We start from the raw sequence: 17252 nt of genomic DNA, 5'->3' as shown, positions 1-17252 counted from the left end.
CTACTAACTTAGTATTACAATACCATCAATTAATATATGAACTATCAGGTAATAGAAGAAGAAGGATTCAAATATATAGAAGCCGGAAAAGGTGAAACATTGGTGTTGCTTCATGGTTTAATGGGCGAATTGAGTAATTGGGAGCCTGTCTTAGATCGTTTTAAAGATAGATACCACGTTGTTGTCCCAATTCTTCCGATTTATGAACTACCAATTTTAACATTAGGTGTTAAGGCGCTATCAAGATACCTTCATCGTTTTTTAAAGTTTAAAAACTTAAGCCAGGTTGTGCTTATTGGAAATTCTTTAGGTGGCCACGTTGGCTTGGTGTTTACCGTAGCGCATCAAGAATTTGTAAAAGCTTTGGTATTAACTGGCAGTTCAGGTTTATATGAGAATGCTTTTGGCGGCTCCTTTCCGAGAAGAGAAAGCTACGATTATATTAAGGAAAAGGTTGAGTTTACATTTTACGATCCGGCAACGGCAACAAAGGAACTTGTTGATGATGTATTTAAAACTGTTAACGATAGATCTAGAGTAATTAGAATTCTTACGATGGCTAAATCAGCTATACGGCATAATATGGCTAAAGAGCTAACAAAAATTACTATACCTGTTTCTTTGATTTGGGGTAAAAACGATAAAGTTACACCTCCGGAAGTTGCAGAAGAATTTCATCAGTTATTACCAAACTCAGAACTTAACTGGGTTGATAAATGCGGGCATGCGCCAATGATGGAGCATCCTGAAATATTTAACGTATTTTTACAGAAATTTTTAGATAGAATATTATTGAAGTAATGTTTGCCGAAGAAATCATATCGAATGCTATACATCCATTAAAAACTGAAGATACAGTGCAGAAAGCTTTAGATCGTATGAACGAGTTTAAGCTTAAACATATGCCGGTTATCAATGGTAATCAGTTTTTAGGATTGCTTGCGGAAGATGATTTGCTAGAAATTAGAAATACACAAGCTTTAATAAAAGATTCTTCTTTTAACCTGTTAAATTCTTTTGTTTTAACAAATGCGCATACATACGATGTAATTAAATTGCTAAGCACTTTAAAATTAACATCCGTTCCTGTTGTGGATGCTCAGAAAAACTACGTTGGTTTAATTTCGATAAATACTATGGTTACTGCAGTTGCAGAAATTTACGCGGTTAATGAACCTGGAGGTATTATTGTACTCGAAATTAGCAACAGAGATAATTCATTAGCACACATTTCACAAATTGTTGAGGCTGATAATGCTCAAATTTTATCATCTTATGTAAATTCTTTTGAAAATTCTACACGCTTGGAAGTAACCTTGAAGGTAAATAAAACAGAAATTACTGCTTTAGTTGCTTCTTTCGAACGATACGATTATCAAGTTAAAGAAGTATATAATAATACACAAGTTGATGATGGTTCTCAAGAACGTTACGATTCTTTTATGAACTATTTAAACGTTTAATTTTATGAGAATTGCAATTTATGGTAGAGACTTTAATGATACAGTTTTGCCTTATGTACAGGAAGTTTTCAATCATTTAAAAAGCCATAATATACAGCCAGTTCTTCACTATAAGTTCAAAAACTCGCTTCACGGCAAAATTAAATTACCTGCCAATACCGTAACTTTTCATAACCATAAGGAATTAAAGGAACTTGCCGATGTATTGCTAAGTTTGGGTGGCGATGGAACATTGCTCGATACACTTTCTTTAATTCGCAATTCTGGTATCCCTGTAATTGGTATTAATTTTGGAAGGTTGGGTTTTTTAGCCAGCATAAATAAAACGGAAATTGAATCTGCCTTAACTGCCTTGATAAACGGCGAATATACTTTAGATGAGCGTTCCCTTTTATTGCTTGAATCTGAAAACGGATTGTTTGGAGAAGAAAATTTTGCACTTAATGACATTACCATTCATCGTCGTGATAACTCTGCAATGATGATTATTCATGCTAAAATGAATAATGAATACATCAACTCGTATTGGGCAGATGGATTAATTATTGCCACACCAACAGGTTCAACAGCTTATTCTTTAAGTTGTGGTGGACCAATTATTTATCCAGATTCTAAAAACTTTGTGGTTACACCAATTGCACCACATAATCTCAATGTAAGGCCAGTGGTTTTGCCTGATAATAGCTCATTATCATTCGAGGTTGAGGCCAGAGAATCTAAGTTTTTGGTTTCTTGCGATAGCCGAACTGTTACTGTTGAACGCTCAGTAAAAATATCTATAAAAAAAGCAGATTTTTGCGTTAATCTTATTCGCCTTAACAATGAAACTTATTTAAACACGTTAAGGAATAAATTATTATGGGGCATAGATACCCGTAACTATTAAGTATGACGCAAAACCGATTAAGCTTTTTCATCCTTTTTATGCTTATTACACCCTTTGTACAGGCACAGTATTTTGCTACCTGGGAAATTGGTTTACAGGCTGGTGGTGCAGGTTACATTGGCGATCTCAATCAAAATAATCCTGTTCAGGTAAGCGGTTTAAATGGAGGCCTTTTTGTAAAACGTAATTTTAATGCCTATTTAGGAGTTAGGGCTATGTACAATTATGGTCAAATTAAAGCTAATGATGCCCACTCAAGTAATGAGCAATTTAGAGAACGCAACCTAAGTTTTAAAACAACATTAAATGAAGGTGCAGCAATACTTGATTTTAATTTTTTCGATTATTCCATAAATGGTGGTAATAGAAGATTTACCCCTTATTTGTTTGGCGGTGTAGGGTTTGTAAATTTTAAACCAAGTGTAAAGTATGATGGGGAGAAATACAGGTTAGATTATCTCGCTACTGAAGGGCAATCTAATGCATATAGAAATACAGTGCTAACCATTCCATTTGGTGGTGGTATAAAATATAATTATAAGGATACCTGGAGCATTTTTACCGAGTTAGGTTACCGTACTGCGTTTACCGATTATTTAGATGATGTAAGCGGCGTTTATCCAGCAAATCAAGTATTAGTAGGTAATCCGCCGTTAAATTTAAGCGATCCATCTCTCAACCAAACAGGTGCACCTGGAACACAAAGAGGAGATTTTAGAAAAAGGGACACTTATCTATTTGTTAGTGTTGGCATATCTTTTACCTTTGTATCCTCAAAATGCTATTCCTTTTAAGCTGATTTTGACATAATTAATGGGATTTAAAGAACAAATAGATTATAACCGCCTGCCAAAGCACATTGCCGTAATTATGGATGGCAACGGTCGTTGGGCAAAAGGTCAGGGAAAAATGCGGGTTTTCGGCCATGAGCAGGGTGTGTTATCTGTAAAAGATATTGTAGAAGGTTGTGTGGAAGTTGGTATTGAATACCTAACGCTTTATGCATTTTCTACCGAGAATTGGAGCCGCCCTAAAGAAGAAGTTGATGCTTTAATGCAAATTCTTATTTCTACCATAAATAAGGAAACCGAAACTTTAAATAAGAACAACATCAAGTTGAATGCAATCGGCAATATCGAATCGCTACCTCAAGAATGTATTAATGATTTGAAGGAGGCGATGGATAAAACTGCTCATAATGAAAAATGTACCTTAACATTAGCTTTAAGCTATAGTGCTAAATGGGAAATTGTAAATGCTGCAAAGAAAATAGCTGCTGCCGTTAAGGATAATAATCTTGATATTAACCATATTGATGAAAATCTTTTTTCTTCTCAATTAACTACAGTGAATATTCCAGATCCGGAGTTAATGATAAGAACTAGTGGTGAGCATCGCATAAGTAATTATCTGCTTTGGCAAATGGCTTATACAGAGTTTTATTTCACAGATGTTTTATGGCCTGATTTCAGAAGAGAAAATCTTTTTGAAGCCATCGTAGATTATCAAAAACGCGAACGTCGATTCGGTAAAATTAGCGAACAATTAAACTAATTTTTCTTTTAACACTTTTTAACAAGGGTTTAAATTAACTTAGCCCCACTTTTATACGATAAATGTAACCACACAAAAAGGTAAGAAAACTAAAGCAATTTTGCTTAGTAAAACAATGTTACCTTCGTGGCCATTACTGAACAAATTATTTTAATGAAAAGAATATTTCAAGTATTAATCCTGTTATTTTTAGCCGCTCCGGCCTTTGCTCAAATACGTCCGCAAACCCAGGCTCCTGTAACCCCTTCTTTAAAGGTTGGTAACCTGGATTTAGATTACTTTAGTCCAAAGGAATATATAATTGGTGGTGTAAAAATTATCGGAACTGAATATCTGGATAAAGAAGTGCTAATTACACTTTCTAAATTAGCCAAAGGCGATAAAATAGTTTTACCGGGCGATGCAACAGCTGAAGCTATTAAAACACTTTGGGCTCAGGGCTTATTTGATGATATTAAATTAAATATCGAAAAATTTGTTCAGGATACAGTTTACTTCGAAATTGATGTTGATGAACGCCCTCGATTAAGTTCAATTGAGTTAAAGGGTGTTCGTAAATCTGAAAGAACTGCCATTCAGGAGAAACTGAATGATAAGACTGGTAAAATTGTAAACGATAACTTATATAACACTACTTCTGCAATAGCAAAAAAATATTTATTAGATAAAGGCTTTTTCTTTACCAAGATAAATTATTCTACACGCAAAGATCCAAATTCTGAAAATAGCGTAATTTTAGTTGCTGATATTGATAAAGGGAGCAGGGTTAAGGTTCAGCATATCGATTTTACAGGAAACAAAGATTTCAAAGCAGCTAAACTTCGTAAATATCTAAAAAATCCTAAGCAATTTGCTTGGTGGCGTTTCTGGGGTTCTGGAAAATTCAGTAAAGAAAAATACGAAGAAAATAAAATTAAAATGATAGCCAAACTTCACGAAAAAGGCTATCGCGATGCTGAACTTTTAAAAGACAGTATTTATCAGTATAACAGTAAAAAGGTAAATATTAAAATGGATATTTACGAAGGTAAAAAATACTATTTTGGTGATGTAACCTGGGCTGGTAACGCCATTTACAATACAGATGTTTTAAATAGAGTGCTTTCTATTCAGAAAGGTGATGTATTTAGTGAAGATAAACTTGATAAAAAAATTAATGGTGGTGGCGAGAATGGTGGCGATATCAATAGTTTGTATACTGATAATGGTTATTTAACTTTCAATATTGATCCGGTACAAACAAAAATTTATAACGATACAGTTGATGTTGAAATGCGCATCTACGAAGGTCCCCAATATACCAATAACCGTATTACATTAAAAGGAAATACCATAACAAATGATAAGGTTGTTTTACGTGAGATTCGTACAAAACCGGGACAAAAATTTAGCAAAAGCGATTTAATTCGTACCGTTCGTGAGATTGGACAGTTAGGTAACTTTGATGAGCAAAAAACTGTTCCAACACCTCGCCCTAACCCTGCAGATGGAACAGTTGATATTGAATATGCTGTAGAAGAAAAACCTTCAGATCAGATTGAGTTATCAGGTGGTTTTGGTGGTGGCCGTATCATTGGTACATTGGGCTTAACCTTCAATAACTTCTCTTTAAGAAATTTATTCAATTTAAAAGCTTATAAACCATTGCCTAAAGGTGATGGACAAAAATTAAGTTTACGTGGACAAACCAATGGTAAATTTTACCAGTCTTATAGTTTCTCTTTCTCACAACCTTGGTTTGGTGGTGAGAAACCAGTTAGTTTCGGTGTAAGTGCTTTTACTTCGCTTCAATCTAGTGGTATTGGTGATTCTAGCAATCCAAATTACTTTAAAATCCGTTTAAATGGTGTTACGGTGAGTTTGGGTAGAAGATTAAACTGGCCTGATAACTACTTCCAGTTAAGTCACGCGGTGAGTTTACAGCAATATATCCTTCAAAACTACCCTGGATTTTTATTTAGCACAGGTACATCTTATAACTTAAACTTATCTCAGGAGATTAGTCGCGATTCGAGAGATTCGCCAATTTATCCTTTATCTGGTTCATTTATTCGTTTTACTGTACAGGCTACCCCGCCATACTCATTGTTTAATGGTGTTAACTATGCAACGGCATCTGATAAAACAAAATACAGATTTACAGAGTACCACAAATGGAAATTTGATTCGCAATGGTACCAACGTGTTGGCGGACAATTCGTAATCAAAGCACAAGCTCAATTTGGTTTCTTAGGTCAATATACGGCAGCTACAGGTCAATCAGCGTTTGAGCGTTTCAAATTAGGTGGCGATGGTATGCAAGGTTTCGACTTTTTACAAGGTTCAGAGTTAATCGCTATGCGTGGTTACGCAAACAATACAGTTATTCCGGTAGGTTCAAACCCTAGTATTGCACAATCATCTGGTAGTCCGATTTACACTAAATATGTTTTAGAGGCACGTTATCCGGTAATTAAAAGTCAGCAGGCAACTGCCTTCGTTTTAGCTTTTGCTGAAGGTGGTAATACCTGGAATAGATTTGCTGATTTTAATCCGTTTAATATTAGAAGATCAGTTGGTGTGGGCGCTCGTATTTTCTTACCTATTTTCGGTTTGTTAGGAATCGATTATGGATATGGTTTCGATGCAATTCCAGGTTTGCCTGATTCGAACAAAGGCCAGTTCCACTTCAGTATCGCACAACAATTAGGTGGATTTTAATTGTTTATGATTAAAAAAATAAATAAATATGCAATAAAACATTCTAAGTTGAGTTTATACATGGCTTAGTTTTTGCAAGAAACAATAAAACACACACAAATGAAACCACCATTATTTTTTCATGCGATAAAATCATGGTAGCTTCATCACCTTAAAAAACAATTAATAACTGATGAAAAAGTATTTCTTAATCGCATTTTTACTTTGCACAACTTTTGGCGCTTTTGCCCAGAAGTTTGCTTATGTAGATACAGAGTACATCCTTAAACAAATGCCAGAATATAAATCTGCATTAAGTCAATTGGAAGTAGCTTCTAAACAATGGCAACAACAGGTTGACCAGAATTTCAGTGAAATCGACAGAATGTATAAAGCATATCAAGCCGATCAGGTTTTATTAACTGATGATATGCGCAAACGCAGGGAAAACGAAATTATTGAAAAGGAAAAGGCAGCTAAAGAATTTCAGCGCCAAAAGTTTGGTCCTGACGGAGATTTGTTTCAAAGTCGCATTAAGTTAATCAAACCTATTCAGGATAAAGTAGCTGATGTGATTAAGCAAATTGCCAAAGCAAAATTTTTAGATTTCATTTTCGACAAAAGCAGTGAAGCTACTATGATGATTTATGCAAGTAGCAGTTATGATGTAAGTAATGATGTAATTGTAAAATTGGGCTACAAACCAGGGGCTGTAAAAAATTAGTATATTCGCCCTCGAAAAAAAAGGAAAAACAATTAAAAAAATAAAAAGTAAAATAGAAATGAGAAAGTTAATTAACGTATTCTTTGTAGCAGCAGGTTTATTGTTTACAGCGAATATGGCAAATGCACAGCAAAAGATTGGTCACGTAAATTCAGAAGAGGTATTTGCAAACTTACCTGAATCTAAAACAGCAGAAACTACTTTACAAAACTTAAGTAAAACTAAGCAAGCTGAAATAGATGTGATGATTAAAGAATATCAATCTAAATTGACAGCTGCACAAGCTAAAGAAAAAACACGTAGCGAGGCTAACAAAGAAACAGTAGATAAAGAATTACAAACTGCTGCAACAGAATTGCAAGATTTACAAAAACGTATTGGTGATGCTCAAACTAAAGCTCAACAAGATTTAGGTACTAAACAAGCAGAATTAATTCAGCCAATTAATACTAAAGTAGCTAGTGCAGTAAATTCTGTAGCTAAAGAAAAAGGTTTAGCTTATGTATTTGATACAGCAAATGGACAAGGTGGTAACAACTTAATTTTCTGGGATGGTGGCGAAGATATTACTGCTGCTGTAAAAACTAAATTAGGTATTTCTGCAACTGCAGCAAAACCAGCTGCTCCCAAAAAATAATCTTTAGTGAAGAGCCATTAGTCTCTTAGCTTAAAGTATCGAACGGAACTAGGTTTAACTTAGTTCCGTTTTTTTGTTTAAGTTGGGATGTTTAAATGTTAAAAGTCTGAAAGTTCATGATTTCAACCTTCAAACCTTTTAACTTTACAACTGCTAAATTTTAAAAAACCTTTTAACTTTACAGTTTTCCAACATTTAAACTTTATCATGCAGCAATCATCACCAATAGGTATTTTCGATTCAGGATATGGGGGTTTAACGGTCTTTCGTTCGATAGCAGAAAAGCTACCAGAATACGATTATATTTATTTAGGTGATAATGCCCGTTCCCCTTACGGCGACCATTCTTTTGATACAATCTATCGGTATACTCTAGAGTGCGTTGAATGGTTATTTGCCAAGGGTTGTAAACTGGTTATTTTGGCATGTAATACAGCTTCTGCTAAAGCTTTAAGAACGATTCAGCAAAAGGATTTGCCTGCAAAATATCCAGATAGGAGAGTATTAGGTGTAATTCGTCCCACGGCAGAGGTTATTGACGCATATACAACAAGTAAGAACGTTGGTGTAATGGGTACTCGAGGAACAATAAATTCAGAATCTTACCTGTTAGAAATTAATAAATTTTTTCCAGATGTAAAGGTTTTTCAGCAAGCCTGCCCAATGTGGGTTCCATTAATCGAGAATAATGAACACTTGCAAACCGGAGCAGATTTTTTTGTAAAAGAATATGCAGATGCTTTGATGGCGCAATCTAGCGAGATTGATTGTGTTTTATTGGCCTGTACACATTATCCGTTACTTATGCCAAAGCTAAGGGCTATTTTTCCTGATTATATTAATATTTTAACACAGGGTGAAATTGTAGCTGAAAGCCTTGCAGATTATTTGAGTAGGCATCCTGAAATGGAAGAGAGACTTGGGAGAAGCAAACAAAGGCAATTTTACACCAGCGGTGATTGTACTGTATTCAATAAAAATGCTTCAATATTTTTTGGTGAGGAATTGAAATCAGATAAAATGTAGCATAAAGTGATTTCTATAAATCGTAGTATTAAATAGTTAATCCAAATTAACTCCTTTGTGACAAAAGAAAACATTTTTGTTTAGGTTGTGAGTATTTAAAAGGATAACTTTGCGGCTTCAAACCCACACAATGAGTGATCAGATAAAACACGAATGCGGAATCGCTTTTATTCGCCTGTTAAAACCACTTTCTTACTACCAGCAAAAGTACGGTACAGCACTTTACGGCCTTAACAAATTATACCTTTTAATGGAAAAACAGCATAACCGAGGCCAGGATGGCGCAGGTATTGCAACCATTAAACTGGATATGAAACCCGGCAGTAGATACATCAGCCGATATCGGAGCATGGCTTCGAACGCGGTTGCAGATATTTTTGAATATGTACAAAACAAGTTTGTTGATATTCAGGAAAATACACCCGAACTAATGCAGGATACAGAGTGGCTCAAAAACAACGTTAGCTTTATTGGCGAGGTGTTATTGGGCCATTTGCGTTATGGTACACATGGTAAAAACAGTATCGAAAATTGCCATCCTTTTTTAAGGCAAAACAACTGGATGACACGTAACCTTGTTATTGCCGGTAACTTCAACATGACTAATGTTGATGAATTACTGGAGCAATTGTACGAGTTGGGTCAGCATCCAAAAGAAAAAGCAGATACCGTAACGGTTTTAGAAAAAATCGGTCACTTCCTTGATGATGAAAATCAAGACCTTTTTGATAAATATAAAAAAGAAGGACACGATAACATTGCCATCACGCATAAAATTTCTGATAATTTAGATGTAGCCAATATTCTTCGTCGCTCGGCTAAAACCTGGGATGGCGGCTATTCTATTTGTGGTATGGTTGGTAACGGCGATTCTTTCATTATGAGAGACCCGGCTGGTATTCGTCCGGCTTATTATTACTACGATGATGAGATTGTAGTAGCAGCTTCTGAAAGACCGGCATTACAAACTGCTTTCAACATTCAGTTTAAAGATGTTAAGGAAATTGACCCGGGTCATGCTTTAATCATCAAGAAAAACGGCGAGGTAAGTATGGAGCAATTCCGTGAACCTACTGAGCGTTTATCTTGTTCTTTCGAACGTATTTACTTTTCAAAAGGTAGCGATGTAGAAATTTACCGCGAACGCAAGCAACTTGGTCGTTTATTAAGCGATAAAATTCTTCAGGCCGTAAACTACGATTTAAAAAATACAGTGTTTTCTTTCATACCCAATACGGCAGAAGTTGCCTTTTTTGGTATGGTAGATGGTGTTCAGCAATATGTTCGCAGACATCAGAAAGATATTCTTTTGCATAAAAAGGAAGAATTATCAGATGAGCAGCTTGAAGAATTATTATCGTTAGCACCAAGGGTTGAGAAGCTTGCGGTTAAAGATGTTAAGCTTCGTACTTTTATTACGCAAGATGCGGATAGAAGTGAAATGGTTGCCCACGTTTATGATACTACTTACGGAATTATCAATAATCATCAGGATACTTTAGTAGCGCTCGATGATTCAATCGTAAGAGGTACTACGCTTAAGCAAAGCATCATCAAAATCGTTGATAGGTTGCATCCTAAGAAAATTATTATTGTTTCTTCTGCTCCTCAAATCCGTTACCCGGATTGTTATGGTATAGATATGAGTAGGATGGGGCAGTTTGTGGCTTTTGATGCAGCAATACAATTGCTAACCGAACGTGGCATGTGGCAGGTAATAGAAGATGTTTACGCAAAATGTAAAGCTTCCTTATTGTTGCCTAAAGAAGAAATTGTAAACCATGTAAAGGAAATCTATAAGCCTTTTACACCTGAAGAAATTTCTGCAAAAATTGCCCAGATTATTACGCCCAAAGGCACGGTTGCTGAGGTTGAAGTGATTTACCAAAGCTTGGAAAACCTGCACGAGGCTTGTCCGAAAAATAAAGGCGATTGGTATTTCTCTGGTAATTATCCAACACCGGGCGGTAATAAAGTTGTAAACAAGGCTTTTATCAATTGGAAAGAAGGAAATAATCAAAGAGCTTACTAAGCTTTTAAATCTATAAATTATTATAGGGTGAAGACGAAAGTTTTTGCCCTTTTTAGTTTTGCAGCCCGGCTTTTTGGCACATTTCCGTCATTGCGAGGCACGAAGCAATCTTAAAGCGTTATATTAAAAACCCAGGGTTGTAAGATTGCTTCGTACCTCGCAATGACGACCGCACTTAGCTTCTTGCACAAGCTTAAGCTAAATAGCCCCGACAAAGCGGAAAGCCCACAATGTAGCATAGCGAAATGAGGACTTGAAGCGATGGCGGGATTATCGAAACCGATTTGTACAGGTTTTGCGCTTCAAATAAATATGTTTCTTCTAATTTAGGTGGTTGCTGGTGTTTGGCAACAAAACCTATGGTTGTAAGATTGTTTCGTACCTCGCAATGACAATAGAGTTAGTTTCATGCATAAACTGGATATAAGTTTTGTACATCAGCAAATGGCAAAGAAAATGATGATTACCCCGGCAATTTTGATCTCGTTCTCTTGCCCAAATTCGAAGTATAGTGACTCGTGTTGACAGTACAATTTTTAAACGTAGTAATGAAAATATGTTTTTATAATTAGCCACGAGGCAAAAATAATAATAATTACACCCGCAACTTTATTTAATTTGGTAAGCGAATTTTCGTTTATTCGGTATCTTAATTTACTCGAATAAAAGCATTTAAAGCCATCTACGGTAAGTTGTGTAATCATAGCGATGATACAGCAAACTAACATCTCATTTAGTTTATTATTTAGTTTTATTGAAATTATGCCACTTACAACTATCCAAAACATAAGTGTTGATGGCGTTAAGATGCACATTAAGAAACCTTTTATTACGTAACCCCGTTTACTGATTTTTTGGATTGCATTATCCTGGTATTGAACTCTGGTTTTAGCCACTAAATAATAAATGCCAACGGCAAGTAAAAACACGCCGCCAATTATACCCACGTACTTATCAAATTTATCAATATTGGCTTGGTAATTAAAAAATTGGCTACCATATAACACAATACCTATTAAAATGATGTCACTAATAATTACCCCAGATGCTAAAGAAAAGCCAGCTTTGAAGCCCCTTTCTATACTGGTTTTAATCATTGCAAAAAATACCGGCCCTGTTAAAAACGATGAAATTATCCCTGCCCCTATACCTAACAATATGGCTTCAAACATGCATTCTGTTGTTTATGAATATGCGAATATGCAATTTAAAGCTTAACAAATCAACTTTAATTTTGTTACAGGTGTTGTTTCAAAATAACCGTTTTTTAATTTTTTTTTATTTAAGTTTAGCCCCACTAAAACTAAATTTAAAAATGAGCAAAGAACAAGTACAAACCAAGTGGGGGCAATTTATACCCTTGGTTACCGTTTTCTTTTTTTGGGGCTTTGTGGCCGCAAGTAATGATATTTTAATACCCGTTTTCAAAAAGGCTTTCGATTTATCTCAGGCCGAAAGTCAGCTGGTTTCATTAGCATTTTATATTGCTTATACAGTTGGAGCCTTAATTTACAACGGAATTTCTGTTTTAATGAAACAGGATATCGTAAATAAATTAGGCTATAAAAATTCATTAGCATTAGGTTTGGTTATTTCGGCTGTTGGTACCTTGTTATTTTACCCTGCTGCAAATACCGGTTCATTTGCATTAATGCTTTCAGGATTATTTATAGTTGCTTTAGGATTTTCGCTACAGCAAACGGTTGCTAATCCTTTAGCAATAGCATTAGGGCCAATTAATACTGGTTCACAGCGTTTAACTTTAGCAGGTGGTATTAATAACTTCGGTACTACTATCGGACCACTTATTGTAAGTTTTGCAATTTTCGGTTCGGCTGCAAATGCAAGTTCGAATATTAGCATTGAAAGTGTTAAAGTACCTTATTTGATATTGGGTGTAGCATTTATCGCTGTTGCAATTTTCTTAAAATTATCTTCATTACCAGATAGACCAGCTTTGGTAGAGGCAACAACCGAAGAAGTTGGTGCAAAAGGCTCTGCTTTAAAATACCCTCAATTAGTGTTAGGTATGATTGCCATTTTTGTATACGTTGGGGTTGAGGTATCTACAGCTAGCAACTTACCTGCTTACATGGAAAAGGATTTGGGTTTTGCTCTGCATGATATTGCACCCTATATTTCACTTTATTGGGCAAGTATGATGATTGGTAGATGGACAGGGGCTGTTGAAGCTTTTACAGATAATGTAGGTACACAGAAGATTTTAAGATTTGTTGCACCATATTTAGCATTCGGCATTTTCCTTGCTGTTAATGCAATTGCTGACCATGATTTAGCTCCATTTTATGTTTACGGACTTATTATTTTAGTCTTGATAATTGCAGATATGGCTAGTAAAGGAAACCCTGCAAGAATGCTACTAATCTTTTCTGCTATTGGAATTTTAGCCTTGTTAATCGGAATGTTTACAACCGGAATGGTAAGCGTTTACGCGATTACAAGTGTAGGTTTATTTTGTAGTACATTATGGCCTTGTATTTTTACATTAGCCGTTAGTGGTTTAGGTAAACACACCAGTCAGGGTAGTAGTTTCCTTATTATGATGATTATGGGCGGAGGTATTATCAGCTGGCTTCAAGGAGCGGTTTCTGAATTTACAGGCATCCAATACAGTTATATTGTAGGTATTATTTGTTTCGCTTATTTAGCTTTCTATGCATGGAAAGTGAGCGGTATTTTAAGGTCGCAGGGCATTAGTTTTGATAAAAAACTTTCTGGCGGTCATTAAAATTAATAAAGTATTTTTGCAGCCACAAGAGCTTTAGCTTTTGTGGCTTTTTAATTTTAAGCATGACTAAAAAACCAAGTTTCGATTCTATATTTATGAATCTTGCTACTGAACTGGCAACTCGTTCGCATTGCGTACGTGCGCACGTTGGTGCAGTTTTAACTAAAGATACCCGTATAATTTCTATAGGATATAATGGTCCGCCGGCAGGTACACACAATTGTGATGAAGAATGGCCGGAGCATGGCTGCGCAAGAGATAGTAAGGGCAGTTGTTCTTTAGCCTTGCATGCCGAAGAAAATGCAATTCTTTACGCCTCTAAAAACGGTTCTAAAATTGAGGGTTGTACCTTGTACACAACCTTGTCTCCATGTATTGCTTGTGCAAGATTAATATTGTCTTCCGGAATAAAACTGGTTTATTATTCAAAATCTTATGCCGCTTATAAAGGTTTGCCAAGCGATGAAGGTGTTGATTTTTTAAGGAAATTTGGTGTAGAAGTGAAGTTAATATCGGGCTAGAAAGAATATTCAAAATAATGGTTTTTCTTTAATCTTTTGGCTTTTAGCTTTCAGCTTAAAATCCTATCTTTGCCCATGCAAGAAAAAATCATTATCGTCGATTTTGGTTCGCAGTTTACACAACTCATAGCCCGTAGAGTTCGCGAACTAAATATTTACTGTGAAATATATCCATTTAATAATCTTCCTGAAATTAGTAGTGCTGATGTAAAAGGTGTTATCTTTTCTGGTAGCCCATATTCTGTTCGTCAGGAAGATGCACCACAGGTAGATTTAACAAAATTCCATTTAAAATTTCCTTTATTGGCGGTTTGTTATGGCGCTCAATACATTGCTCAACAATCTGGTGGCGATGTGCAGGCTTCTTCTACAAGAGAATATGGTCGTGCAAATTTGAGTTTTGTAAATCAAGAGAATAAATTATTTAAAGGCATTAACATCGATTCTCAAGTATGGATGAGCCATGGGGATACCATTACTCAAATACCGGAAAATGCAGAATTGATTGCAAGTACCGAGAGTGTTAAAGTTGCCGCTTATCATATCAAAGATTCTGATACTTATGCTATCCAATTCCACCCGGAAGTTACGCACAGTATCGATGGTAAAGTTTTGTTAGAAAACTTCCTGGTTGATATTTGTGGCTGTAGCCAGGATTGGACTTCAACAGCATTTATCGATATAACGATTGCAGAATTGCAACAAACTTTAGGTAATGATAAGGTTGTTTTAGGGTTATCGGGTGGGGTTGATAGTAGTGTAGCTGCGGTTTTGTTGCATAAAGCAATTGGTGCAAACTTACATTGTATTTTTGTAGATAATGGCTTATTACGTAAAGATGAATATGCGCAGGTGCTTGAGCAATACAAGCATATGGGCTTAAATATCAAAGGTATTGATGCTAAAGATCGTTTTTTAAGTCAGCTTGCAGGTTTAACCGATCCTGAATTAAAACGTAAAGCCATTGGTCGCGTTTTTATTGAAGTTTTTGATGATGCAGCCCATGAAGTTACTGGTGTAAACTGGTTAGGTCAGGGAACAATTTATCCAGATGTAATCGAATCTATTTCTGTAAATGGCCCATCTGCTACAATTAAATCTCATCATAATGTTGGTGGTTTGCCAGATTTTATGAAATTAAAGGTCGTTGAGCCATTAAAAACATTATTTAAAGACGAAGTTCGCCGAGTTGGTAAAGCTTTAGGCATTGATGATGTAATTCTAGGTCGCCATCCTTTCCCTGGGCCAGGTTTGGGTATTCGTATTTTAGGCGAGGTTACAGCAGAAAAAGTTGCGATATTACAAGAAGCTGATGCGATTTATATGCATGAATTAAAAGCTGCTGGTTTATATGATAAAATCTGGCAAGCAGGTTCAATATTCTTGCCAGTGCAATCTGTAGGCGTAATGGGCGATGAACGTACTTACGAGAACGTAATTGCGCTTCGTGCTGTGGAATCCGTAGATGGTATGACAGCGGATTGGTGCCATTTACCATATCCCGTTTTGGCTAAAATCTCTAACGAAATTATTAATAAAGTTAAAGGCATTAATAGAGTTGTATACGACATCAGCTCGAAACCGCCTGCAACTATCGAGTGGGAATAGCATTCGGTTTAGTTACCTGTTAAGGATTATGAGTTTTACTGGAATTGGCTATCAAATTCTCAATTTCAGTTTAAGCTGAATTAAATGTACATTATGCTAGTAAGGTGGAATAAACTTTGCTAGCATATTTTGTTAAAATGTAATTATGGTTTTAAAATATAGGTATTGGTTTCTGGTTTTTTTTATTGTAGCATTTTCAGCCTGTTCTCCAAAAATACGGACAGCAAAAACTGAAACAGAAAAAAAGACAGAACAGGAAAAAACACCTGATAAAAAGACCGTAAAAAAAATATCTACAGCAAATATTTCATTACTCGTTCCATTTAATCTTGATAATGTTAAGTTAAAATCAATGAGCAAGGCTGATGTTGAAAAATATGCCATGCCAATTGATTTTTATCAGGGTTTTAAAATGGGTGTAGATTCAATCGCATCATCGGGCATAAATTTTAACCTCGGCGTTTACGATACGCAAGATGACAATACTCATATTGGTTCGATTTTTAAAAATGAGCAGTTTAGAAAAAGTAATTTGGTTATTGGTCCGGTTTTTCCTGATGGATTAAAATACATTACCAATTACGCTAAGCTTAATAATGTAAATATTGTTTCGCCACTAGCAGCTTCACAGCCTTCAGATTTTAACAATCCGAATCTCATATCGATTGTAAACAATATTGATTTACACGCCAGAAAAATAGCCGCATACATTAGTAAAAATGCAAACCCTGCCAATACAATTGTTGTTATTATTAACACTAAAAAAACTGAAGATGAGGCTTTTGCTTCTCCAATTCGAGAATATTTGAAAAGTCAGCTAAATGGTAAATTAATTGTTCAAGAATATGCTTCTGCCTTCGCATTTGAAACCAAAATGATTAAAGGTAAGCAGTATGCTTTAGTTGTTGCTTCATCAGATAGAGCATTTGTGTTGCCAACAATTGAAAAATTATACAAGTTGAAAAACTTGCCAACTGGTGGTTATGCAATAAATCTATTCGGTCATCCGCTTTGGAGTAAACAAAACTATCCAACAGATAAATTGCAGAACATGAATACCATAATTAGTTCTTCTTATAAGATAGATTATAAAAGTTCTAACGTAATTAACTTTATCAAAAGATACAGGGCTAAATACGGTTTCGAACCAGGAGAATATGCATTCAAAGGATTCGATATTGGGTATTATTTTAGTAAACTTCTTTCAAATTATGGCGAAGATTACCTTGAATATTTAACGAAAGAAAAATATAAAGGTTTGCATAATAATTTCTCATTTATTCATGATGCACAATATGGTTATATCAATACTAGCCTGATGTTGCTTCGATATAAAAATTTTGCTTTAGATGTTGTTGAGTAAAATTTAACCT

At 35.3% G+C, this 17252-nt stretch carries 15 protein-coding genes; 14 read left to right on the top strand and 1 reads right to left on the bottom strand.

The window, feature by feature from the left end; translation table 11 throughout:
- Positions 1–36 precede the first annotated feature (36 nt).
- From QWY86_RS08915 to QWY86_RS08870, 10 genes are all read left to right on the top strand, one after another.
- Positions 37–801, top strand: a complete 765-nt coding sequence (locus QWY86_RS08915; RefSeq protein ID WP_290241041.1) for an alpha/beta fold hydrolase — start codon at positions 37–39, stop codon at positions 799–801.
- Positions 801–1463, top strand: a complete 663-nt coding sequence (locus QWY86_RS08910; RefSeq protein ID WP_290241039.1) for a CBS domain-containing protein — start codon at positions 801–803, stop codon at positions 1461–1463. Before QWY86_RS08915 ends, QWY86_RS08910 begins: the two co-directional genes overlap by 1 nt.
- Before the next feature lie 4 nt (positions 1464–1467).
- Positions 1468–2349: an NAD kinase gene (locus QWY86_RS08905; RefSeq protein ID WP_290241037.1), complete on the top strand. Its 882-nt coding sequence runs from the start codon at positions 1468–1470 to the stop codon at positions 2347–2349.
- A gap of 2 nt (positions 2350–2351) precedes the next feature.
- Positions 2352–3143, top strand: a complete 792-nt coding sequence (gene porG / locus QWY86_RS08900; RefSeq protein ID WP_290241035.1) for a type IX secretion system protein PorG — start codon at positions 2352–2354, stop codon at positions 3141–3143.
- 19 nt (positions 3144–3162) lie between these two features.
- Complete coding sequence (gene uppS, locus QWY86_RS08895) at positions 3163–3903, top strand: undecaprenyl pyrophosphate synthase (protein ID WP_290241033.1); 741 nt, start codon at positions 3163–3165, stop codon at positions 3901–3903.
- Positions 3904–4056: 153 nt separating this feature from the next.
- Positions 4057–6603, top strand: a complete 2547-nt coding sequence (gene bamA / locus QWY86_RS08890) for an outer membrane protein assembly factor BamA (RefSeq protein WP_290241032.1) — start codon at positions 4057–4059, stop codon at positions 6601–6603.
- 172 nt (positions 6604–6775) lie between these two features.
- Positions 6776–7306, top strand: coding sequence for an OmpH/Skp family outer membrane protein (locus tag QWY86_RS08885; RefSeq protein ID WP_290241030.1), 531 nt, complete (start codon positions 6776–6778; stop codon positions 7304–7306).
- Between the two features lie 58 nt (positions 7307–7364).
- Positions 7365–7943, top strand: coding sequence for an OmpH/Skp family outer membrane protein (locus QWY86_RS08880; protein WP_290241028.1), 579 nt, complete (start codon positions 7365–7367; stop codon positions 7941–7943).
- 207 nt (positions 7944–8150) lie between these two features.
- Complete coding sequence (gene murI / locus QWY86_RS08875; RefSeq protein WP_290241026.1) at positions 8151–8969, top strand: glutamate racemase; 819 nt, start codon at positions 8151–8153, stop codon at positions 8967–8969.
- Between the two features lie 130 nt (positions 8970–9099).
- Positions 9100–11001 (top strand): amidophosphoribosyltransferase, encoded by a 1902-nt coding sequence (locus tag QWY86_RS08870; protein ID WP_290241024.1) that lies wholly within the window; start codon positions 9100–9102, stop codon positions 10999–11001.
- A 536-nt stretch (positions 11002–11537) separates the two neighbouring features.
- Here QWY86_RS08870 and QWY86_RS08865 read toward each other — a convergent pair.
- Positions 11538–12173, bottom strand: coding sequence for a LysE family translocator (locus QWY86_RS08865; protein WP_290241022.1), 636 nt, complete (start codon positions 12171–12173; stop codon positions 11538–11540).
- A 143-nt stretch (positions 12174–12316) separates the two neighbouring features.
- Here QWY86_RS08865 and QWY86_RS08860 point away from each other — a divergent pair, with 143 nt between their 5' ends.
- The 4 genes from QWY86_RS08860 to QWY86_RS08845 all read left to right on the top strand — a co-directional run bounded on the left by QWY86_RS08860 (position 12317) and on the right by QWY86_RS08845 (position 17242).
- Complete coding sequence (locus QWY86_RS08860; RefSeq protein ID WP_290241020.1) at positions 12317–13750, top strand: MFS transporter; 1434 nt, start codon at positions 12317–12319, stop codon at positions 13748–13750.
- 62 nt (positions 13751–13812) lie between these two features.
- Entirely contained in the window at positions 13813–14271 is a 459-nt protein-coding gene (locus QWY86_RS08855; RefSeq protein ID WP_290241017.1) for a deoxycytidylate deaminase, read from the top strand.
- A gap of 75 nt (positions 14272–14346) precedes the next feature.
- The gene (gene guaA / locus QWY86_RS08850) at positions 14347–15879 is read left to right on the top strand and encodes a glutamine-hydrolyzing GMP synthase (protein ID WP_290241015.1); all 1533 of its coding nucleotides are present in this window, start codon (positions 14347–14349) and stop codon (positions 15877–15879) included.
- A 145-nt stretch (positions 15880–16024) separates the two neighbouring features.
- Entirely contained in the window at positions 16025–17242 is a 1218-nt protein-coding gene (locus QWY86_RS08845) for an ABC transporter substrate-binding protein (RefSeq protein ID WP_290241013.1), read from the top strand.
- The last annotated feature ends 10 nt before the right edge of the window (positions 17243–17252 follow it).

Origin of the sequence: Pedobacter aquatilis, from assembly GCF_030409415.1 — a bacterium.
Taxonomy (GTDB): Bacteria; Bacteroidota; Bacteroidia; order Sphingobacteriales; family Sphingobacteriaceae; genus Pedobacter; species Pedobacter aquatilis.
This window is presented reverse-complemented; position numbering and strand designations above follow the sequence as displayed.